The sequence below is a fragment of the Campylobacter novaezeelandiae genome, from assembly GCF_018968685.1.
In the GTDB taxonomy this organism is placed as follows: domain Bacteria; phylum Campylobacterota; class Campylobacteria; order Campylobacterales; family Campylobacteraceae; genus Campylobacter_D; species Campylobacter_D novaezeelandiae.
The window spans coordinates 22006-44227 of sequence record NZ_CP076658.1 but is presented as its reverse complement, the minus strand read 5'-3'; the positions used below and the strand labels follow the sequence as shown (position 1 = coordinate 44227).

The window sequence follows — 22222 nt, the reverse complement described above, 5'->3', positions numbered from 1 at the left end:
TTTTATCCTTTCATCAAAAATCTAACAAATTCTAGTAAAAAATAACTAATACTTAAATAAAAGCTTTTAAATAGCATTAATCTAATTATAAAACTAAATTTAAATTATTTTTTAAACTCTTTTAATAACTTAAATTAAACGAACATTTTATTTATTAAAGGATTCAAAGTGAAAACAAAACTATTATCGTTAATTTTAATAAGCCCTATATTGTTATTTGGAGCTGGTGGAATTGATAAAGTAAATACATTCTTAGAAAATCTAAGCACGGCTTTATACGCAATTGGTGCAGTTTTATTAACAATTGCATTTATGTGGGGTGGTTCTAAAATTATGTTTCAAGGACAAACACTTAGAGAGGTTGCTCCTATTTTTATAGGCGGTATTATTTTTGGTTCTGCATCAGCAATTGCTGGATATATTATTTCATAAATAGGATTAATAATGCAGAAAAATCCAATTTTTAAAGGCTTAACACGTCCACCTATGATATTTGGAGTTCCTATGACTCCACTTGTTATAGCAATGGGATGTATTTTTTTATTTGCATTTTATACTCAAAGTATCTTTTTGCTTGTTGTGGCTATTCCTGTATTTTTTATTATGAAAGCAATGACCAAAAAAGATGATTTTATTTTTCGTTTGATGTTTTTAAAGATGAGATTTTTCTCAAATCCTGCTTCAAAGAATTATCACAAAGTTAAAACCTATAGTGTAAATTCTTATAGACAAATGCCAAAAAATTCTGATTTTCCAAAAATATCTGTTTTTGGACTTAATGCAGAACCTAATTTTGAAAAGCTTATCCCTTTTTCATCACTTATAAGTGATAGTGTAGTAATTACAAAAAATTACTATCTTTTATCTACTTGGGAAGTAGGTGGAATTAGTTTTGAAGCTGAAGAAGATAGCGAATTAGACATTAAAAATGATCTTTTGAATATGTTATTTAAATCTTTTGCAAATGAACCTGTAAGTTTTTATTTTCATAATTGTAGATATTCTATACAAGACAAATTAAACTCAAAGTTCAATAACGCTTTTTTAGAAGAAATTGATAGAAAGTATTATGAGTCTTTTAAAGAGGGGACACTTAGAAAAAATTCTTTGTATTTAACTTTAATTTTTAATCCTTTAAAAGTTCAAATAGAAAAAACAACTTTTATGAAAAGTTCTTTTGAAAGCAAAAGAAGAGCAATTAGTTTATTCTTAAGCAAATTTAATGAATTTGCAGATAGATTAGAAGCAAATATTAAAGATTTTAATCCAAAAAAATTAAAAACATATTCCAAAGATGATCAAATTTATTCTAAACAATTAGAATTTTACAACTATTTACTTGGTGGAAATTTTAATCCTGTAAGAGTATTAAAAACTCCTATAGATCAATATCTAAATGGTAATTTACAAAATATACAATTTGGTTATGAAACCATACAATTAAATAGTAATAATGGTTTAAAAAGATTTGCCAGATGTATTGAAATTAAAGATTATACAAGCGAAACTTTTGCGGGTATTTTAAATATTTTAATGTATTTAGATGTTGAATATACTATAACACAAAGTTTTTCACCAATTCCAAAAATAGATGCAAAATCTGCAATATCAAAACAAAAAAAGCAGTTAATTGCTACTGAAGATGATGGTTTTTCACAAGTAGAACAAATAGATGAAGCATTAGATCAACTTACTAATGGTGAAATTTCATTTGGTAAATATCATTTTTCTATACTTGTATATGGTCATTCTTTAAAAGAATGTAAAGACAATACAAATGAAGTAATTACAAAAATGAATGAATTAGGATTTGGGGTAACTTTAGCTACCTTAGCACTTCCTGCTACTTTCTTTTCTCAATTACCATCAAACTTTGCTATACGCCCTAGAATTAATTTAATTTCATCAATTAATTATTCATCTTTAATAGCTTTACATAATTTTTCTATGGGAAAAAGAGATAATAATTGCTGGGGAGAAGCAGTTACAATACTTAAAACACCAAATAAACAACCTTATTATTTTAATTTTCATCAAAGTTCAGGTATTAATAAAGATGATTTTGGACAATTCTTTTTAGCAAATACTTTAATACTTGGACAAAGCGGTGGTGGTAAAACCGTCTTAATGAATTTTATTGTAGATCAAATGCTTAAATATGCAAACAAAGATACTTTTCCTGATGATATACCACAGGAAAATAGAAAATTTACAGCTGTATATTTAGATAAGGATAAAGGTGCTCTAGGCAACGTTCTTTGTGCTGGAGGTAGATATATTAGTATTGAAAATGGTAAGCCTACAGGATTTAATCCTTTTATGGTTGAGAGCACACAAGAAAATATAAGACAACTACAATCGCTAATGAAACTTTTAGTAACTAGAAATAATGAAATTCTTACAACTAGAGAAGAAGAAATGCTTAATAATGCTGTTAATTCTGTTATGAAAGGTTTTGAAAAAGAAGAAAGAAAATATCCTATTTCTTTATTACTTGAAAATCTAACTGAAAATGTTGATGATGACAATTCTTTAAAATCAAGACTAGCATTATTTAAACAAGGCAAACAATTTGGCTGGGTATTTGATAATGAGTTTGATAATTTAGATTTTCCTGATGATATTAATTTATTTGGCATTGATGGAACTGAATTTTTAGATGATAAAGATGTATCTGGAATACTTAGTTATTACATTCTTTGGCGTGTAATGAGCTTAGCAGATGGTAGAAGACTTTGTATTGATATAGATGAAGCTTGGAAATGGTTAGAAAATGAAATAGTGCAAGAAGAAGTTAAAAATAAATTTAAAACTATTAGAAAACAAAATGGTTTTTTAAGACTTGCTACACAAAGTATAGAGGATTTTTTAAAATTAAAAAATGCTACAACTCTTATAGAGCAATCTGCGACAATGATATTTTTACCTAATCCAAAAGCCAAACAAGAAGAATATGTAGATGGTGTTGGCTTAAGCTATGATGAATATATGATTATTAAAGGGTTTAATCCTGCAAAAAGACAATTTTTAATTAAAAGACAAGATGAAAAAGTTATTTGCACACTTGATCTTAGCTCTTTAGGTAATGAGAATCTAAAAATATTATCTACTGGGACTTCTTATATAGACATCATAGAAAAAATCTTTGCACAAAATAATAAAAGTCTTGATGAAAAAGTATTAGAGCTGAAAGAATTTTATAAAAACTCATAGGAGATGAAAAATGAGTAATAAAGTGATTATTAATAAACAAGAAGTGCAATTTGGCACCAAAGGTAATCAAATCTTTTGCACTAGTTTGGATGTGGCTAAGGTTTTTGACAAAGAGCATAAAAATATTTTAAGAGATATTGAAAACATTTTAAATGATTTGCGAGAAATAGGGGATTTGCAATGTAAGCTCAATTTTGAGCTTTCATTCAAAGTCCGTAAAATACAAGGTTTTAAAGGTAGAGAAAGAAAATATCCATATTACAACTTAACTCGTGATGGATTCTCTCTTTTAGCGATGGGTTTTACAGGTAAAGAAGCATTACAATGGAAAATACTTTTTATCAATGCTTTTAATGAAATGGAAAAACTTTTACAAAAAGAAATTAGAAGTCCTAATAAATACTTAACAGATTTAATGAAACTCATTCATCCAAACTTACCACAAGATGATTATAAGGTTAGTGTAGTAATTACAAATAATCCTTATTCTAAAGATTCTAAAGATATTTTTTCTTTAAATTATCTTGTTGATAATCGCACACCAAAAGATCCAAAGAAATTGCAATGAGTGATTATAATTGGAGTGTAAAGGCAAATGATGGAAACATTCTTAAATATGGTGAAAGAGATTATGGAGAAGGGTATAGGTTATTAACTGCTCATAGCTTAACAGAGAGGGGTGAGCGAGGTCAACCTCACCGACAGATTCACGACCTCAATTTTCACAACTCTGTTAGCAAAACTATACCACAAAAAGACAAATCTGTAAAAGATTTTAAAGCAAAGTTAAAAGAATTTGCAAATAAGAAGCAAATTGACACCAAAACTAAAGAAATAGAAATACCAATAAAAAAATAAAAATTATTAAAGGAGATAAAAATGAATAACGTAAATTTAATTGGATACTTAGGAAAAGATTTTGAAGTAGGAACTACAAACAATGGTAGATTATTTGCAAAAAATTCTCTTGCAATTACTAAAAAATGGAAAAATGAAAAAGGCAATGACGAAAGCCATACTACTTGGATACCTATAGTTTTATTCGGTAAAAGTGCAGAAAGTGCTTCAATGTATATTAAAAAAGGTTCTCAATTTGCGTGTAGTGGAGAATTATCATCTAGTCAATATACAGATGAAGATGGAAATACCAGAGTAATACTTAGTGTTATTGTTTCTAAGTTCTATTGGCTTGGAAAAAAAGATAAAGAAAACATAATACAAACTCCACCAAAAGATCCAAATATCGAATATGAAAATACAACCATAGAATCAGAAGAAACAGTTTTTTAAGTGAGGAAAAAAATGTCAATACAAGATTTAAACATAGAAGAATTAGCAAAAGAATTAGAAACTTCTAATTGCGAAAAACTAATTAAAGCTTTATTTTTATTTGAAAAAAGTTTGACAATGAAAGATCTTACTTTATCTCAAAAAGAAATAATTTTGGATGAAGCATATGAATTTTACACAAATCAAAAATTTATATCTTCCTTTTTACAAGAAGATATAAATAAAGTTTTAGAAAAAGCTATTGATAGAGAACTTTCAAAACAAAACAAGGAAGCAAAATGAAAAAGATCATTTTCAATGCAAATATAGCCACAAGGAAAATCCACCACACCCCAACAAGCTGGGCAAGGCTAAAAAGCCTTGACTGTAACTATACAAAGGAGTATAATTACAACTATGAGATTTGTGTAACTCAATTTAATCACCTCCTTTCGGAGTGCAAATTAAGCCACAAGGGTGCGAACCTTGTGGCAAACACCCTGCAAAATTATACTCAAAAATTTAAAAAAGCTATTTTTATTTTTGTCTCTTTATTAATTTTACCTAATTTAGCATTTAGTGCTGGTATTCCTGTTGTTGATGTAACAGCAAATCAACAAATGTCTGTGCAAAATGCAAAAGAAATAGCTGAATGGGCTAAACAAGCCTCAAGATGGACTGAGACTGTATCACACTATCAAAAACAAATACAAGCTTATAAAGATGAGCTTTTATCAAAAACAGGTGTAAGAAGTAGTGTATCTTTTTTAAAAGATATAAAACAAATATATTCTGATTTTGCAGAAGCTGGAGAGAATATACAATCATTTTATAATGACGTTTTAAGAGATCCAAAAGATTTTTTAAGCGACAAAGGTAATGAAATCTTTGGAAAATACACAAGCTTTGATCGATGTAATTATGATTTTATGACTCAAGATGAGAAAAATATTTGTAGAATCAATTTAATTACCTATGCAGCTCAAGTAGAAACTTATAATCAAGCTTCAAAACAAATGGATACAATCAGTGAAACACTTAAAAAACTACAAGATAGGCTAGTAAATTCTAAAGATATTAAAGAAAGCACAGATATAGGCAATGCCATTCAATTAGAAGCAGCAAAAATTCAAATGGTTAAAAACCAAGTTGATTTAGCCAATGCAAGTTATGAAAATCAAAGAAGAATTAAGCAAGAACAAGATATGCAAGAATATTCTAAGTCATTTGATAAAGAAAGATTAGATCCTTCAGAATTTTTTAAGAAGAAACAATGAATTCAAAACTTTTCCAAACTCTAGGCGAAAGCATACAACAAATTGTTGATGCTATAAGACAAATAGGCACTAGTGATAAGATCGCTGAGCTTAGTATTTTATTTTCTATTATCGTTACTTTGGTGATTATGTATAAAGGTTATGAAGTTTTAATGGGAAGAAGTCAAAGTCCTATTAGAGAATTAACCTTTGATATTGTTGGAAAACTTGTTGCTATTACTTTTGCTCTAAATTTAGGAGGATGGTTAGATTTAACTATTTCAGCATTAGATGGAATATACGAGTGGGCTGGAGGTGGCACACAAATGTATAAAAATTTAGATGACTTGTTTGTAAGCACAAGTCAATTAACAAAAGCAATTTGGGCTAAATCAAGCGGAATTGGAGATTCTATTTTAGCAATCTTTGCTATGCTACTTTGCTATATAGGTTTTATTATTGCTACAATTCCAATCTTAGCAATTATCGTTGTTTCAACTTTTACTCAAACTTTACTTGTAATTAGTGCTCCTATTGTATTTTGGCTTTTAATTTTTAAAGCCACTAAAAATGTTTTTACTCAATATATAGGACTTTTGCTTTCAAATACTTTAGTCATTTTGCTTGTAGGGTTATTTTTAAAGACCTTTATGGAACAAATATCAACTTGGATTAATTATTTTTCAAAAGCAACTCAAATAGGTGATGAAATATTAAGTATCAGTATTTTCTTTGTAATTGCTGCTTTTATATTGGTTATTATGATTATATCTACAAAAGCGTTTGCTGAAAAAGTTGCTAATGTAACTATGGATGGGGCTATGGGTGGTGCAATAAGCAATGCTTTAAGTCCTGCTAGCAGATTAGCTGGGAAGGCTGGAGGTAAAGTTGCAGGAACAGCTGTAAATGTAGCAAAAACTGGTGGAAAATATGCAGGAAAAGGAATATCAGCAGGAGCAAAAATAGCAGGATCTCAAGGTTATAGTTTTGCAAAAAAAGCTTATGAAAGGATGAGAAATGAGGCTTAATTTTATTTTTATTTTACTCTTTAGTGCTTTATTTTTTAGTGCTTGTAGTACTAAAAATCAAGGTAAATATGATGATTTTTTTAATGATCAATCAAATTGGATACCTATTAATTCTCAAAACAATGATTTAAAACAAGGACAAATAAATGAAAAATGATTTTAATACAGCAATAGATTATGAAGCTAGTTTTAGATACTTAATAGAAAAAAGCAATAAAAGAGCTTGGCTTATCGCTTTTGTTTCTATTTTTATAGCTATTCTTTCTATTGTAGCTGTTGTTTTACTTACTCCTTTAAAGACTATAGAACCTTATGTGATAAGGGTAGATAATACTACAGGAATGGTAGATATTTTAACTATGCTCAATGAAAAAGAAATCACCGAAAATGAAGCTTTAGATAAATATTTTATTTCTCAGTATGTAAAAGCTAGAGAAGGTTATTACTATGATCTTTTAAATCAAGATTATTTACTTACTCAATTAATGAGTTCTGAAAAAGTAGCTAATGAATATAGAGCTTTATACGAAGGTGAAAATGCTAGAGATCAGATATTGAAAAATTCCAATGAAGTACAAGTAAATATTTTAAGTATTGTTTTAGGGGAAAGTAATGGAGTTAAAACTTCAACTATTAGAGCAAATATCATAACAAAAAATTTAAACACTAGAGGCACAACACAAGTTACTAAAGTAATTACATTAAGTTATGAATATGTCTTAGCTAAAGCAAGTGAAGAAAACAGAATTTTAAACCCTTTAGGCTTTAAAGTTTTAACCTATAGAATTGATAATGAGGTAGAAAAATGAAAAAAATAATTTTAATAAGTTTATTTTTAAATACTTTTATTTGGGCTTTAAGCATTCCTAAAACTTCTATTTTTGATAAAAGAATTGCTTATGCTGTATATAATGCAAATGATGTGTTTCAAGTTAATGCTAAAAATGGTTATGTTAGTGTATTAGAATTTGGTCTTGATGAAAGAATTATCAATACAGCTACAGGATTTGCACAAGGCTGGGATTTAATAGAAAAGGATAATTTATTATTCATTAAGCCTAAAGCTTATAAAACTCAACTCGTTCAACAAGATAGTAATAATATAGGCGAAAATCAAACATCACAAGAGTTTGTTGTAGATCCTAATCCAAGTGATTGGAAAACTAACTTAATTGTAATTACAAACTTAAACACTTATGTATTTGATTTAAAACTTGTAACTAAAAATAGCAACACTACCTATAAACTTAGTTTTTCATATCCTCAAAAAGAACTAAAAACTGCTAAAGAATTTTTAGAGGCACAAGAGCAAGAAAACATTAGAACAGATTTAAATAAAAATACTATTCCTAGAAATTGGGATTTTTATATGAAAGTTAATAAAGGTAGTGAAGATATAAGTCCTAATTTTGCTTATGATGATGGTGTTTTTACTTACTTAGGCTTTGATAATACTAAAACTTTCCCTGCTGTTTTTATGTATGAAAATGGAAAGGAAAGTATTTTAAATACTCATATTAAAAAAGATGGAAATTATGATGTTTTAGTAATTCAAAAAATTGCTAAACAAATTCTATTAAGAAGCGGTGATAAAGTAGTTGGCATTTTTAATCGTGGTTATGCCAAAAATCCATTAAGAAAAACAAGAGAAACCTCTAATGAAAATATCCAAAGAGAAATAAATAAAAAGAAATAAAAGGAAAATAATTATGCAAAATAAAGAACAAGATAATTTAGATAATGATTTTGAAGAACATATTAGCGAATTAAGTAATCAAAAAAATCATCTTAAAAAAATACAAGCTTATGCAATTTTTGCCATTGGTGGCTTATTATTAATTATACTAATTATTTATTTTGCAAAGTCTTTTTCAGATAATAATGAAACTTTACAAGAAACTCCAAAAGAAGAAAATAAAGATTTAGCACAAAGTGTTAAAACAAGAGATTTTATTCCACCTCCACCACCTCCACAAAAAACATTTGATGAATTAATTATGAAAGAACCAAGAGAAGAAAAAGCAATATTAATTGAACCAAAAGCTCCAAAACCTAGAATTGTAAAAGGAGCTGGAGTAACTGTTGTTGCCTCATCTAATAATGAAGGGTTTAGCAGTGGTGGATCAAAAGGAGAATTTGGTGAAAAACCAAATACAGTATTTGAGTTTGGGCAAAATGGTGCAGGGGCTTTGCAAAATTCTAACAACTCGCAAGGTGGGGGAGATTTTGTAGGTGAAGTTTTTACACCTACAATCGCAAAGCTAAGTGAATTTGATCAAAATCTACTTCTGCCAAAAGGAACTTATATAGGTTGTGCTTTAAAAACAAAACTAGTAAGTTCTATCAAAGGTGGAATTGCTTGTATTGTGTCAAATGATGTTTATTCTGCAAATGGAAACACATTATTAATTGAAAAAGGTAGCACTATTACAGGAACATTTAATGCAGGTCAAATGGATGATGGAATGGATAGAATATTTGTAATTTGGCAAGAAATTAGAACGCCAAACAATATTGTTATTCCTGTATATTCTGGTGCTACTGACGAATTAGGCTCTAGTGGAATGCAAGGGTGGGTTGATCATCATTATTTAAAACGATTTGGTTCTGCAATTTTACTATCAATGATTGATGATGGAATGGCTATATTAGCAAGTCAATTAAACAAAGGGAATAATAATAACAATAATAACAACTACTATAACTATAGTGAAAATACTAGAGACAATATTAATGAAATTGCTAGTATCGCTCTAAAGAAAATGATTGATATTAAACCTACGCTTTATAAAAATCAAGGTGATTTAGTTGGCGTTTATGTTAATCGCGATATTGACTTTTCAAAAGTTTATAAATTAACAAGGAAAAAAAATGTCAATAACATTAGATAAATATACAACACAATATTTTGGTGAATTTTTAAAAGATGATAGCATTAATGAAATCTGCTATAACGGAGATAATCAGATTTGGATACAAAATTCTAAAGGGTTATGGCAATCAGTAGAAACTAAACTTGATTTTGAAAAGGCAGGACACTTTGCCACTGCTGCAGCTGCTTTTAAAAAAGATAAAATTGATGTATCACGCCCTATTCTTAGCTGTATCTTAGTAGGTGGAGAACGTATGCAAATTGTAATTCCACCAGCTACAAAAAGCGAACATATCTCAATTACCATTAGAAAACCTAGTAAAACTAGATTTAAAATGCAAGATCACGTTAAAAGTGGTCTTTTTGAAGATTTAAATCCTGATGATAAAAATAAAATCAAACCAAGCGATGAAGAGTTAATTAAACTCTATCAAGCAAGAGATTATCAAAATTTTATATCAAAAGCCGTTGGTTATGGTAAAAATATTATTATCGCTGGTGAAACAGGTAGTGGTAAAACTACCTTTATGAAAACACTTATTGATTTTATAAGTTTAGAAGATAGAATTATAACTATTGAAGATGTTGAAGAAATTAAATTTTATGAGCATAAAAATTTTGTGCAATTATTTTATCCATCTGAGGCAAAAAGTATAGATTTTTTAAATTCTGCAACACTTTTAAAATCTTGTTTAAGGATGAAGCCTGATAGAATTTTATTAGCAGAACTTAGGGGTGCTGAAACATATGATTTTATTAATGTTTTAGCAAGTGGACACGGCGGAAGTATTACAAGTTGCCACGCAGGAAGCCCAGAAGAAACATTTACAAGACTTGCTTTAATGACCTTACAAAATCCGCAAGGACAATGTGTGCCTTTTGAAATTATTCAAAAAACACTTAAAGATTTAATAGATATTGTAGTGCATATACACGCTCATCACGGAAAAAGACGCATTAGTGGAATTTATTTTAAAGAAATAGAGAACATCAAAAAGAGTTTTTAATGAGTAATAAAGAATTAGAAATTTTTGAACTTTGTGAAAGATTATCAAAGCTACAAGTAGCTACTGGTGAAGCCGTCCACTCCCTTCACACCTCGAGACCTGCCGAGCTGGGCGGTAATAATCAAAAATTATCTGGTGCAAATGCACATTCAGCAACTACCAATCAAACTATACCACAAAAAGACAAATCTGTAAAAGATTTTAAAGCAAAGTTAAAAGAATTTAACACCAAAAATAAAAGTAAAACTCAGACCGAAGAAAGAGAGTTAAAACGATGAGTAAGTCTATGGCTATAAATAATCAAGAAGTTATTTTTGAAAATAAAGAAAATCAAATATTTTGCACAAGTTTAGATGTGGCTAAGGTTTTTGGGAAAAGACATGATCATGTTTTAAGGGATATTGAGAACATTTTAAACGATTTGCGAGAAATAGGGACTTCTCAAGATATCCTCAATTTTGGGGAGGTCGTGCGAATATCGAAAACAACGAACCCAAAGAATGGTAAGCTTGTTAGTAGAAAAATGCCTATGTATAATCTCACTCGTGATGGTTTTTCTCTTTTAGCGATGGGTTTTACAGGCAAAAAAGCATTGCAATGGAAAATTGCTTTTATTAATGCTTTTAATGAAATGGAAAAACTTTTACAAAAAGAAATTAGAAGTCCTAATAAATATCTTACAGAAATAATGAGCGAGCTTTATAAAAGACTTCCACAAGAAGATTTTAGTGTTGATATTACACTTAAAGATAGAAATCAAAACAATAAAATAATTTTCTCTCATTATTATGAAGTTGGCGGTATACCAAAAGATCCAATGGTAAATAAAAATAGTTTAAAAAATTTGAAATTAATGGCTAAAAAAGATGTAATAACCGGTGGTAGGGACGCCCACATCCCCTACACTCAAGCCCAAAGTCTTGACGGACGACTGGTTCAAAAGAACATTTCATCGGCTAATGATAGAACTATACCACAAAAAGACAAACCAAAAATAATGGAATTTAAAAGATGAGTAATAAAGAATTAGAAATTTTTGAACTTTGCGAAAGATTATCGGAGCTTTTAGGAGATAAAGAAGCAATTGCTGATTTAAAGAAATTATATGCGAAACACCCTGAAATGTTTAAAGATATGAACGAATTATCAAATACTATTAAAGAAGTAGTTAAAGAACCTGAAATCATTATTGATGCAAATAGAGATAAAAGAGATTATGAAGTTATTAAAGCGGCAAAAATCATAAATGATAAAAAAATGGCTGATGTAGTTATAAAAAATGAAAATGGAACAAATGAGATATTCCATGCAAATCAAAAAAGAATAAAAGAATTTAATAGATTAAGCAATAAAAATAATCTGTTGCAGGTAGAGACCCCAACACCCTCTACACACCAACTTAATGGATTGGAGCTAATAGATAAAAATCCATCTGGTGCAAATGCACTTTCTGCAACTGATGAAAATATCATACCACAAAAAGACAAATTTGTAAAAGATTTTAAAGCAAAGTTAAAAGAATTTAACACCAAAAATAAAAGTAAAACTCAGACCGAAGAAAGAGAGTTAAAACGATGAGTAAGTCTATGGCTATAAATAATCAAGAAGTTATTTTTGAAAATAAAGAAAATCAAATATTTTGCACAAGTTTAGATGTGGCTAAGGTTTTTGGGAAAAGACATGATCATGTTTTAAGGGATATTGAGAACATTTTAAACGATTTGCGAGAAATAGGGACTTCTCAAGATATCCTCAATTTTGGGGAGACCTACAGAAATACTGAAATTAGGGGTTTTGGCAAAGTTAAAGGAAAAACAAGAAAAGATCGTTGTTATAATCTAACTCGCGATGGATTCTCTCTTTTAGCAATGGGTTTTACAGGCAAAAAAGCCTTACAATTTAAAATCGCTTTTATTAATGCTTTTAATGAAATGGAAAAACTTTTACAAAAAGAAATATTAGCACATTCAAAAACAGGAAGGGGCGAACAGGGTCAGCTTCGCCGAGAGTTTAACGACCGTGATTTTCTCCGTCCTGCTAATCAAACTATACCACAAAAAGACAAACCAAAAATAATGGAATTTAAAAGATGAGTAATAAAGAATTAGAAATTTTTGAACTTTGCGAAAGATTATCGGAGCTTTTAGGAGATAAAGAAGCAATTGCTGATTTAAAGAAATTATATGCGAAACACCCTGAAATGTTTAAAGATATGAACGAATTATCAAATACTATTAAAGAAGTAGTTAAAGAACCTAATTTAATTATGAAAAATCCAAAGGCAAGAAATGAAAAAGATTTCATTGTTGCTAAACAAACATTAGATATTAATAATAAAAAAATGGGTGATATTGGTATTAGAAATGATAGAAATATTAGCATTATTTATCATACTAATAAACAAGATAAAAGAAATTTCAATCGCCTTGTTAAAAAAGCAGTCTCTAGTGAAGCCGTCCACTCCCTTCACACTCCAAGTCCTGCTTGGATGGGCGGTAATGATAAATCATCTGGTGTTAAAACACTTTTAGAAACCGCTAAACAAACTATACCACAAAAAGACAAATCTGTAAAAGATTTTAAAGCAAAGTTAAAAGAATTTGCAAATAAGAAGCAAATTGACACCAAAACTAAAGAAATAGAAATACCAATAAAAAAATAAAAATTATTAAAGGAGATAAAAATGAATAATTTACCAAAAGAAGTGCAACAAGCACACGAACTAATTGACAATACATTGAAACTACTCGAAAAAGAAAATGCAAGAATTGCTGAAACCACTATGGAGTTTAAAGAAGAAAATCTTGAAAATTTAAATAGAGAAATTACTCAATTTAAAAAAATGAAAGAAAATAGACATTTAAATGAAATTAAACTTATGGATAAAAGCACTATAAATATTATATGTGATATGAATGAAGATTTAAAAAAATATAACCTAGAACTTGAAAACTCTGAAGCAATATTTTATAAAAAAGATGCCACCAAAATAACTATACCTGAGTTGTTTGAAGAATCTCTTGAAAATGCAAGAAATTATAAAATTGATGATGAATATGAAAAATTAATCTTTGGTGATGATGAAAAGTCTAAAGCTTTTCAAAATGAAATTAAAGAACAAATGGAATTAGAAAATATAGATTTTAATGATAATGAAACAAGTAAAAACAAATCTTTCTTTTTAGAAAAAATGAAAAACTTTTTTAGAAAAAATGATCAAAAAAATAAAGAATTGGAAAGATAAATGCAAAATAATAAAAGTATTAAAATTGTTTTTATTGTTATAGTAAGTTTTATTTTTAGCTATCTCTTCGCACCTATTGTTTTTTTCTTTCTAAATAAAGTAAAAATAATACAGGCTATTAAAATCTATAATTTAAATTTTACCTATGAAGCCATTATTAATAATTATCCAAAGATATGGCTTTCTTTAGGAATTAGTTTTGGAATTTGCTTAATTGCTTTGATTTTTTTGGTGTTATCTTTAAAAACTAAGAAATCACAATTTGGTGAAGCTAGATTTGCAAATGATAATGAAATTAAAGCAATGAAACTTTATGGTGATAAAGGGATCATCATAGGCAAATATAAAGGAAAATTTTTAAGATTTAGCTCTCAACAATTTGTAGCTTTGGGAGCTCCTACAAGAAGTGGTAAAGGTGTAGGTGTTGTAATTCCAAATTTATTAGAGTGGAGCGAAAGTGCTGTAGTTCAAGATATTAAACAAGAATGTTTTAGCTATACAAGTAAGTATAGAAAAGAAATATTAAAACAGGATGTTTTTCTTTTTAATCCATTTTCTAGACAAACACATCGTTATAATCCTTTAACTTATATTGATATGAGCGATAGTGAAAATTGTGATAGTCAACTAATGGACTTAGCTACTATACTTTATCCACTTGATGGAGATTCTACATCAAAATTCTTTAATGGCTTAGCACAAAATTTATTTATTGGTTTATGTTATATGTGGCGTGATTTACAATTAAATAAGTTAGGTAAAGATTTTCAAGAAACTTTTGGCGTTGATGTTGGAGAATTCAACTTTTATAATATTTTACAATTATCAAAAGGAATTACTCTTAAAAATGGAGAACAAACTATAAGGGGGTTTGATGATACATATAATTTTTTAATTTATTGTGAAATCTTAGATGAAACGACAATAAGAAGATTAGAAACATATTTTAATGTTAATTCTGATGCTACAAAATCAGGTATTATGAGTTCATTTAATGCACCGCTTGTTCCATTTGAAAGTGAAACTTTAAGATTAAGCACAGAAACTAGTGATTTTGATTTAAGAGATTTGCGTAAAAAGAAAATGACTATTTACATAGGAATTACACCAGATCAATTAAGCAATGCTTCTTTTATTTTAAATATTTTTTGGTCGCAACTAATTTTACTAAACACCAAAGAATTACCTCAAGAAAATAAAGATTTAAAATATTCTTGTTTATTATTAATGGATGAATTCACTGCACCAGGTAGAATTCAAATTTTACAAACTTCTGTAAGTTTTATAGCAGGATATAATTTAAGATTATTAACTATTTACCAATCTTTATCACAACTTGAAACACAACCTCCTTTAGGTTATGGAAAAGAAGGTGCTAAAACATTATTGACAAATCACGCTTGTCAAATTTTTTACGCACCAAGAGAACAAGAAGATGCAGAAGCTATTTCTAAAATCTTAGGAAATACTACTTTTAAAACAAGCTCAAGAAGCATTAATTCAGGTGCAAATGGTGGCGGATCAAGAAGTATTAGCGAAGCAAGTAGGGCTTTAATGTTACCACAAGAACTACGTGAAATGCCTTTTGAGAATGAACTTATTACTATTGATAGTGGAAAACCCATTTTGTGTAATAAAGCTTTTTATTATTCAGATTCTTATTTTATGGATAAATTTAAAGCTGTTTCAAAAAGTCTTTCTACTATTAAAAAAATACCTACAAGAGAACAATTAGAAAGTGCCATTCTAAAAGGAGAATGCAAAGTAAAAATTCAAATTATAGGAGAAAAAAATGAAAAAAATATCGCTTAGTTTGGCTTTAATAGCTATATTAACAATAGGGTGTTCAGCACCAAAGGCAAAGAAATTAGATGATGGATCTGCTTTATATATTAATAATTCAATTTTAGAAAAGCAGTATAACTTCGTTCCAAAAGATCAATTTTTAAGCTCATCAAATTGGACTTATCAAATTATAGTTGAAAAGAAATCTATAGAAGATGATTTCATTAAAAATGACCTTATAACTAAAGCTTTTTTATTGGCTCATAACGCTAGTAAAATAATCCTAGTTGGCAGAGAAGACTTAATCAGGGAATATAAAGATTATTTTATTAAAAATCAAGTTATAGCCCCTATTGAATTGCAACCTATTAATCCATATCCAGAAAATATTAACAAAGTAAGCATTTTATTTTTTAACAAAGTAACTAAAGGAGATTAATAATGAAAAAAGTTCTTTCGTCTATATTAGTTTTTGGTGTTGTATCCTCTAATGCTATAAATTTAGATATTTTATCAGGTGATACCAGATTGGCTTGTGAAGCAATGTTATGTTTAGCTTCTCCTATAAAACCACCTGAATGTGGTGCTGCCTTAGCAAGATATTTTAGTATCGATGCAATTAAATGGGCTCAAGTTATAGCCAAAAGAAAAAGCTTTTTAAATTTATGTCCTGTTGATGCATCAGATGATCCTGAAATGTATAAATATAAAAATGATATTCTAGTAAATCTAGATGGAGAATGTTCTGTTTATTCGCTTAATAATAGAATTGAAAAAACTATTTTAAGAACTGAACAATTTTGCCAAAGCAATGGAGCTGGAAATGGATCTACTTGTAGAGAAATAAAAATTTATGGCTATAGAATTAATCCAGAACTTACTAATTCTTGTAAGTTGCTATCCACATCAAAATATACAGATTATCATTTAAAATATACTTGTAATACTAAATTCTATGAACAAGAAGAATGGCAAAGAGGCTATGAATTAAAAGAGGTATCACAAGAAATTTATAATGCCTTGCCTATATCGCAAAGAGAACAAGGAGAAAAATTAACTCAAATTAGCAAACAAGAGTATATTAGACTACCCCAAAATAAGAGAAAACAAATAGGTTTTAAATTTTATAGAATTGATACAGGATACTACCAAAAAGTAGTTATTAAAAAAGATTGCTGGGTTAATGAGAATTAATTATGAATGAAAATGAAATGTATGAAGAAATTAATAGCCAGCAAGAAATAACAGCTATTAATTACAATGAATTGCTAAAAAAAATTGATAGTTTGTTTAAAACTATTAGTAGCAAAATAAACATTGGTAAGCAAAACTCACAAAATAACACAGAAGATGGTATTTTTAAAGACTTAGAAGATAGTTTTATAGAATTAGAAAATGCACACTATGCTTTTATTACCTATTTTAAAAATCCACCAAACGATGAAGAAAAAGAACTCATTCATAAAATGGCTTCCCTTAAAAAAACTATGGAAGACTTTGCAAAATTTGCTAATGGAATTAATCAAATTTCATTAGATGATAAATTACAAAATTACAATACACAAATTGAAAAATTCTGTGAAATAGTGGAGTATAAACTTTCTAATAATAGTAATAACTATAGTCTTTTTCTAGATAATTTCATTAAAAATGAAAAGAAAAAACTAAATATATTTGCTGAAATTTTTACAAAAATGACAAAGCATACAAAACTATTTTTAATAAGTTTGAGTTTTATATCAACTATTCTAGGAGTAGGACTTGGAATTCTAATAGTTCTTACATATTTAAAATACTTAGAATATGAAAAATTAACGCAAAGAGTAAATACAATCACTCAAGGTTTAGCAATCATTTCTGTTGATAAAAATGATAAAAACTTAACCTTGAGCTTTGCAAAAAACAAAAAAACTATTTTTAATGAGAATAAAAATAGTATTCAAATCACACTACAAGGAGGTGAATGAACGGAAAAATTATATACAAAAAATGCAAAAAACAAAAATCAAATCACAAATCAAAACAAAAGGATAAAAAATGGCTTTTGGAAAATTAGTTAACGATAAAATTGTTATTGATACTAATAATGCTTTAAATTACAAAAACAAGGAAGGTGATATCCAACAAAGAAAAGTAGATACAGCTTTAATCGATGTTATTAAAGAAGCTGGACAAGTTGCTGCAATGGAACACGGCTCTGTAATTTTTTCTGCAAAAATTAATAGTGAATGGAAAAACTATTTTGTTAATAGAGATGAAAAAACTCATAATATAGTTTTAAAACCTACAAATTCACAAAATAGAGATGATTTTATCTATGTAAATTCTAATGTAAATGAACAAGGTTATTTTTACTACACTATTAATCAAAAAAGAGAATCTGCTAAAGAACTAATTGAAGGCATAGGTATCACAGAACATCAAAATAAAGACGGAACTAAAAGTCACTATTTAGAGACTAATGTAAGACTTTATAACGAAGAATTAAAGAAAGAATTACAAGAGAAAGGTAATGAGTTTGTAGCTGTAATTTCAAATGCTGGAGTTAAAGTTGTAAATGAAGCTGAAATGAAAGCTCAAAAAGAAGAACAACAAAAACAACAAACTCAAGAAATAAAAGAGCCTGAAAAAACTCAAAATCAAGAGTTTGGAAGATAAAATATGCACCCTTACGGGTGTATATTTATAATTACTATTATTAAATAATAATAACTATAAGTAAAAATAAAAATATTTTTATTAATTATAAATTATTAATAATTAATTTTATTTACTAAAAATATACAAAAATAAAATTAAGCAATTTGATTGCAAAATAGGATATTCAATGAATAAAAAAGATAAACAAATTAAAGAAAAAATACAAGAATTTGAAGATGAACTTAAAAGACATAATCAAAAATGTAATGAAATTTTACAAAGCTTAAAAAATTTACTTTGGGATAGACAATCTAAAAAAGAAAGTTCTCAAATGTATAAAGTATTAAAAGAAGATAAAACACATACAAGGGTTAAAAGTAATGTAGGAGATATTAAAGTAGATAAAGATTTTATGGAGAAAGAAATTAAAAAACATTTAGATAATCCAAATTTAAGAGGAATGGTTACCACTCAAGAAATGCTTTCATTTCCTAAAGTAGCTAAGAATGTGGAGGCTGTTAATGAAACAAGAGGTTATACTTGGCAAGTAAAGGCAAACGATGAAAAAATATTAGTTTATGGAAGTAGAAAATATGAAATCGATGGTGAAAAAATCCATAGGTTAGCAACAAATCATAGCAAAACAGAAACAAATGAAAGAAAGGTGGAAATGGATGGGCGTAGTCATCCCCATCATCCCATATTTAATGACTTCAATTTTCGCAAATCCACCAACGAAAACATTATAACACAAAAACATAAAACTATTATACAGCGGCCTAATTCATTTATAAATAAATTCAAGGAATTTAAAGATAAACAAAAAAAGCAAAATATAAATATTGAAAAAGATAGATAATATTTTTGTATTTTAAAAATAAATATTAATTAATATAAGTAAATATTAATTAATTATATATATTTATATTAATTATTTATATAGGAGAGTGTATGAGATTATTTATAGCGGAAAAACCTGAACTTGGCAGAGCAATTGCGGAAGGACTAGATGGCAATTATAAAAGCGGAGAAGGATATATACAAAAAGGCAATGATATTGTTACTTGGGCTTTTGGTCATATTTTAGAACTTGCCAAACCTGAAGAATATGATGAAAAATATAAATTATGGAAACTTGAAGATTTACCATTGCCTATTAAAGAATTTAAATATTTGCCCAAAAAAGATAGTAAAAAACAATTAAAAATTATTTGCGATTTAATTAATAGTGACAAAATCACTTCTATTGTAAATTGCGGTGATGCAGATGATGAAGGTCAAATTCTTGTTGATGAGATTGTGCAATATTCTAAAACAACAAAACCTGTATTTAGAGTTTTAATTAATGACTTAACACCAAAAGCAGTAAAAGAAGAAATAGCCAAAATTAAACCAAATATAGATTTTAAGGGAATGAGTGAACGAGGTTTTGCAAGAAGCCAGGCAGATTGGATAGTAGGAATTAATCTCACGAGAGCTTATACAATTATTGCTAAGCAAAATAATTTTGATGGAATTTTAAGTGTTGGTAGAGTTCAAACTCCTATTTTAGGTCTTATTGTTGCTAGAGATAAAGAATTTGAAAGTTTTAAAAGTATAGATTATTATTCTTTACTTGGAAATTTTAAAATCAACGATAATATCATTAAAGCAAGATTAAAGACAGATGAAAAGATTTTAGATGAAAATATAGCCAAAGAAATTAAAAATTCTTGCGAAAATCAGACTGCAAAAATAAATTTAAAAATAGAAAATAAAAAAGAATATCCACCATTACCCTATAATTTACTTATTTTACAAGCAGAATGTGCAAAAATTTTTGGATTTAGTCCTGATAAAACATTACAAATTACTCAATCTTTGAGAGAAAAACATAAAGCAATAACTTATAATAGATCTGATTGTCAATATTTACCTGAAACAATGTTTGAGGAAGCACCAAAAATTTTAAACTCTATAAAAGAAAATTTAAATAATAGCGAAATTGAAGCTCTTATTGCTGGAAGCAATACAACAATAAAAAGCAAAGCTTTTAATGATGCTAATATTTCAGCACACTATGGAATAATTCCTACTCAAAATAAAATTTCATCTCAATTAACTCAAGATGAATTAGCTGTTTATGATTTAATCGCTAAAAGATTTATTATTCAATTCTTTCATCCTAGAGAATATCAAACTACTACAATTAATTTAGAAATAAATCAAAGAATTTTTACCACTGCACAAAGCAAAACAATAAAAAGTGGTTTTAGAAGTTTGTGGAAAAATATAGATAATGACAAAGAAGATGAACAAGATAGCGATAAAAATGATTATGATTTATCTAGCTTAAAAGATAATGATAGTGCAAAATGTTCTTTAATAGAAATTGAAAAAAAACAAACAAAACCACGCCCTTATTACACTATGACAACATTACTTAAGGATTTAAATAGTGTTGCAAAATATGTAACAGATGAAAGAATTAAAAAATTACTTATGGAAAAAGACAAAGATAAGAAAGGTGAAAGTGGTGGGATAGGAACACCTGCTACAAGATCTAATCACATAAAAACCTTAATTGAAAGAGGATATATAGAAGTAAGTAAAGATAAAAAGCAAATTATTAAATCCACAAAAAAAGGTAAAGATTTAATCGCACTCTCTCCAAAATCACTTACTACCCCTGATATGACAGCTTTATGGTTTGAACAACAAAAAATGATTGAAACATCTGAATTAGAAAGAAAACAATTTTTAGAAGAAGTAACAAAAGAAGTGATTAATGAAATCAATAGAATTAGTAATGATCAAAATTTTAAAATCTTAGAAGATGAAAATAAGCCAAAAATTCAATGTCCACAATGCAATCAAGGCTTTTTAACTAAACGAAAAGGGAAATATGGGGATTTTTGGGGATGTAGTGGATATAAAGAAGGCTGTAAAGCTATCTATCCTGATAATAAAGGTACTCCGAACTTTGAAACAAAACAAAATAATAATGATACTACATATAAATGTCCACAATGTAATAAAGGATTTTTACAAAGAATAAAAAGTAAAAATGGTAAAAGTTGGTGGTGGGGATGTAATGAATTTAGACAAGGTTGTAAAGCAATGTATTATGATGACAATGGAAAACCTAAAATATAAAATGTATAATATTAATTACTAAAAATAACTATTATATATTAAAAATCACTAATATATCTGTATTTGAAAATTTATATTTAAATAACCCTTAATTTATAAAGGGTTTATTTTTTGTTTTTTAAATTTTGTATTTTATTAAATAATTTTTCTGTTTTTATTTTTTGAGTGATTAATTTTTCTGCAATTAAATTAATCATCTCAAAAAGACAGTAGGCAATTTCTGGATTGTCATTTATATCAATGATTCCAGGATGAACAGCATTATTTCCTACTATTCTTACAATTTCACAGGCTTTTATTATCTGTTCATCAAGTCCTTTGTTTTTCAAGTTTAATATATCACTAGCAAGATCCTTTCCTTTTTCTCCTAATTCTTTCATTAGTTCTTGTAATGCAAGACGCATTAGAGCACAAGCTGCTCTGGGTGAATCATTAAGTATGATTGCCGCTTCATTATATATTTGCTTTATGTTTTCTTTGAGATCTTCATTTGGTAAAGGAGTATTTATTTTTTTTGGATATAACATTTCTTTGGTTTCCTTTAGCCATATTGAATGTTTTTTACAATGATTACAAAATGCGATTGAACACAAATATTTATTATAATAAGAATCTAGACAAGTATCTCCCCATTTCATATGAGAGTAAACATTGCAATGGGGACAATGAAAACTATTTTGGAGAAAAACTGGCGGATAATATTTTATTTCCATAAAATTCCTTTCTGTGTTTTATTTAATCCTATATTTTAACAATTTGCTGTATGCTTTCGC

General features: G+C 27.8%; 26 protein-coding genes and 1 pseudogene. 26 read left to right on the top strand and 1 reads right to left on the bottom strand.

What is annotated here, in order from left to right:
- The first annotated feature begins 168 nt into the window (after positions 1-168).
- From CNZW441b_RS07855 to CNZW441b_RS07730, 26 genes and pseudogenes are all read left to right on the top strand, one after another.
- Positions 169-432 carry a TrbC/VirB2 family protein gene (locus tag CNZW441b_RS07855; RefSeq protein ID WP_059110833.1) on the top strand — a complete coding sequence of 88 codons (264 nt, stop codon included), beginning with the start codon at positions 169-171 and terminating at the stop codon, positions 430-432.
- 12 nt (positions 433-444) lie between these two features.
- Positions 445-3213, top strand: coding sequence for a VirB4 family type IV secretion/conjugal transfer ATPase (locus CNZW441b_RS07850; RefSeq protein WP_216681620.1), 2769 nt, complete (start codon positions 445-447; stop codon positions 3211-3213).
- A 10-nt stretch (positions 3214-3223) separates the two neighbouring features.
- A complete protein-coding gene (locus CNZW441b_RS07845) occupies positions 3224-3781 on the top strand; it encodes a Rha family transcriptional regulator (protein ID WP_216681619.1) in 558 nt (185 codons plus the stop codon).
- Positions 3778-4071, top strand: a complete 294-nt coding sequence (locus CNZW441b_RS07840; protein WP_216681618.1) for a hypothetical protein — start codon at positions 3778-3780, stop codon at positions 4069-4071. The genes CNZW441b_RS07845 and CNZW441b_RS07840 overlap by 4 nt, the downstream gene beginning before the upstream one ends.
- Positions 4072-4092: 21 nt before the next feature.
- Positions 4093-4503 (top strand): single-stranded DNA-binding protein, encoded by a 411-nt coding sequence (locus CNZW441b_RS07835; RefSeq protein WP_216681617.1) that lies wholly within the window; start codon positions 4093-4095, stop codon positions 4501-4503.
- A 12-nt stretch (positions 4504-4515) separates the two neighbouring features.
- The gene (locus CNZW441b_RS07830; RefSeq protein ID WP_059110828.1) at positions 4516-4785 is read left to right on the top strand and encodes a hypothetical protein; all 270 of its coding nucleotides are present in this window, start codon (positions 4516-4518) and stop codon (positions 4783-4785) included.
- Positions 4782-5759: a type IV secretion system protein gene (locus CNZW441b_RS07825; protein ID WP_216681616.1), complete on the top strand. Its 978-nt coding sequence runs from the start codon at positions 4782-4784 to the stop codon at positions 5757-5759. Before CNZW441b_RS07830 ends, CNZW441b_RS07825 begins: the two co-directional genes overlap by 4 nt.
- Complete coding sequence (locus tag CNZW441b_RS07820) at positions 5756-6766, top strand: TrbL/VirB6 family protein (RefSeq protein ID WP_216681615.1); 1011 nt, start codon at positions 5756-5758, stop codon at positions 6764-6766. Before CNZW441b_RS07825 ends, CNZW441b_RS07820 begins: the two co-directional genes overlap by 4 nt.
- Positions 6756-6923, top strand: coding sequence for a hypothetical protein (locus CNZW441b_RS07815; protein ID WP_194963486.1), 168 nt, complete (start codon positions 6756-6758; stop codon positions 6921-6923). Before CNZW441b_RS07820 ends, CNZW441b_RS07815 begins: the two co-directional genes overlap by 11 nt.
- A complete protein-coding gene (locus CNZW441b_RS07810; RefSeq protein ID WP_126250091.1) occupies positions 6913-7575 on the top strand; it encodes a VirB8 family type IV secretion system protein in 663 nt (220 codons plus the stop codon). The genes CNZW441b_RS07815 and CNZW441b_RS07810 overlap by 11 nt, the downstream gene beginning before the upstream one ends.
- Positions 7572-8462: a P-type conjugative transfer protein VirB9 gene (gene virB9 / locus CNZW441b_RS07805; RefSeq protein WP_216681614.1), complete on the top strand. Its 891-nt coding sequence runs from the start codon at positions 7572-7574 to the stop codon at positions 8460-8462. Before CNZW441b_RS07810 ends, virB9 begins: the two co-directional genes overlap by 4 nt.
- Positions 8463-8475: 13 nt before the next feature.
- Entirely contained in the window at positions 8476-9657 is a 1182-nt protein-coding gene (gene virB10, locus CNZW441b_RS07800; RefSeq protein ID WP_126250089.1) for a type IV secretion system protein VirB10, read from the top strand.
- A complete protein-coding gene (gene virB11, locus CNZW441b_RS07795; RefSeq protein WP_126250088.1) occupies positions 9638-10645 on the top strand; it encodes a P-type DNA transfer ATPase VirB11 in 1008 nt (335 codons plus the stop codon). Before virB10 ends, virB11 begins: the two co-directional genes overlap by 20 nt.
- Positions 10645-10923 carry a hypothetical protein gene (locus tag CNZW441b_RS07790; protein WP_216681613.1) on the top strand — a complete coding sequence of 93 codons (279 nt, stop codon included), beginning with the start codon at positions 10645-10647 and terminating at the stop codon, positions 10921-10923. Before virB11 ends, CNZW441b_RS07790 begins: the two co-directional genes overlap by 1 nt.
- A pseudogene (locus CNZW441b_RS07785) lies at positions 10920-11462 on the top strand (Rha family transcriptional regulator); the annotation flags it as partial. The gene CNZW441b_RS07790 and the pseudogene CNZW441b_RS07785, both read left to right, overlap by 4 nt.
- A gap of 194 nt (positions 11463-11656) precedes the next feature.
- Entirely contained in the window at positions 11657-12223 is a 567-nt protein-coding gene (locus CNZW441b_RS07780; protein ID WP_216681611.1) for a hypothetical protein, read from the top strand.
- Positions 12220-12738, top strand: a complete 519-nt coding sequence (locus CNZW441b_RS07775) for a Rha family transcriptional regulator (RefSeq protein ID WP_216681610.1) — start codon at positions 12220-12222, stop codon at positions 12736-12738. The genes CNZW441b_RS07780 and CNZW441b_RS07775 overlap by 4 nt, the downstream gene beginning before the upstream one ends.
- Positions 12735-13307, top strand: a complete 573-nt coding sequence (locus CNZW441b_RS07770) for a hypothetical protein (protein ID WP_216681609.1) — start codon at positions 12735-12737, stop codon at positions 13305-13307. Before CNZW441b_RS07775 ends, CNZW441b_RS07770 begins: the two co-directional genes overlap by 4 nt.
- Positions 13308-13328: 21 nt before the next feature.
- A complete protein-coding gene (locus CNZW441b_RS07765) occupies positions 13329-13889 on the top strand; it encodes a hypothetical protein (protein ID WP_216681608.1) in 561 nt (186 codons plus the stop codon).
- Entirely contained in the window at positions 13890-15701 is a 1812-nt protein-coding gene (locus tag CNZW441b_RS07760) for a type IV secretory system conjugative DNA transfer family protein (RefSeq protein WP_059110819.1), read from the top strand.
- Positions 15682-16113 carry a cag pathogenicity island Cag12 family protein gene (locus CNZW441b_RS07755; protein ID WP_059110818.1) on the top strand — a complete coding sequence of 144 codons (432 nt, stop codon included), beginning with the start codon at positions 15682-15684 and terminating at the stop codon, positions 16111-16113. The genes CNZW441b_RS07760 and CNZW441b_RS07755 overlap by 20 nt, the downstream gene beginning before the upstream one ends.
- A gap of 2 nt (positions 16114-16115) precedes the next feature.
- Positions 16116-16868 carry a TrbM/KikA/MpfK family conjugal transfer protein gene (locus CNZW441b_RS07750; protein WP_059110817.1) on the top strand — a complete coding sequence of 251 codons (753 nt, stop codon included), beginning with the start codon at positions 16116-16118 and terminating at the stop codon, positions 16866-16868.
- 2 nt (positions 16869-16870) lie between these two features.
- Positions 16871-17641 (top strand): hypothetical protein, encoded by a 771-nt coding sequence (locus CNZW441b_RS07745; protein WP_059110816.1) that lies wholly within the window; start codon positions 16871-16873, stop codon positions 17639-17641.
- A 70-nt stretch (positions 17642-17711) separates the two neighbouring features.
- The gene (locus CNZW441b_RS07740) at positions 17712-18332 is read left to right on the top strand and encodes a hypothetical protein (protein WP_059110815.1); all 621 of its coding nucleotides are present in this window, start codon (positions 17712-17714) and stop codon (positions 18330-18332) included.
- Positions 18333-18501: 169 nt separating this feature from the next.
- Positions 18502-19173 carry a hypothetical protein gene (locus tag CNZW441b_RS07735; protein WP_244985450.1) on the top strand — a complete coding sequence of 224 codons (672 nt, stop codon included), beginning with the start codon at positions 18502-18504 and terminating at the stop codon, positions 19171-19173.
- A gap of 92 nt (positions 19174-19265) precedes the next feature.
- Positions 19266-21449 (top strand): DNA topoisomerase 3, encoded by a 2184-nt coding sequence (locus CNZW441b_RS07730; RefSeq protein ID WP_216681607.1) that lies wholly within the window; start codon positions 19266-19268, stop codon positions 21447-21449.
- Between the two features lie 104 nt (positions 21450-21553).
- Here the strand turns inward: CNZW441b_RS07730 and CNZW441b_RS07725 are convergent, their stop codons facing one another.
- On the bottom strand, positions 21554-22162 hold the full coding sequence (locus CNZW441b_RS07725) for a DUF4145 domain-containing protein (protein ID WP_216681628.1): 609 nt from the start codon (positions 22160-22162) through the stop codon (positions 21554-21556).
- Positions 22163-22222: the final 60 nt, after the last annotated feature.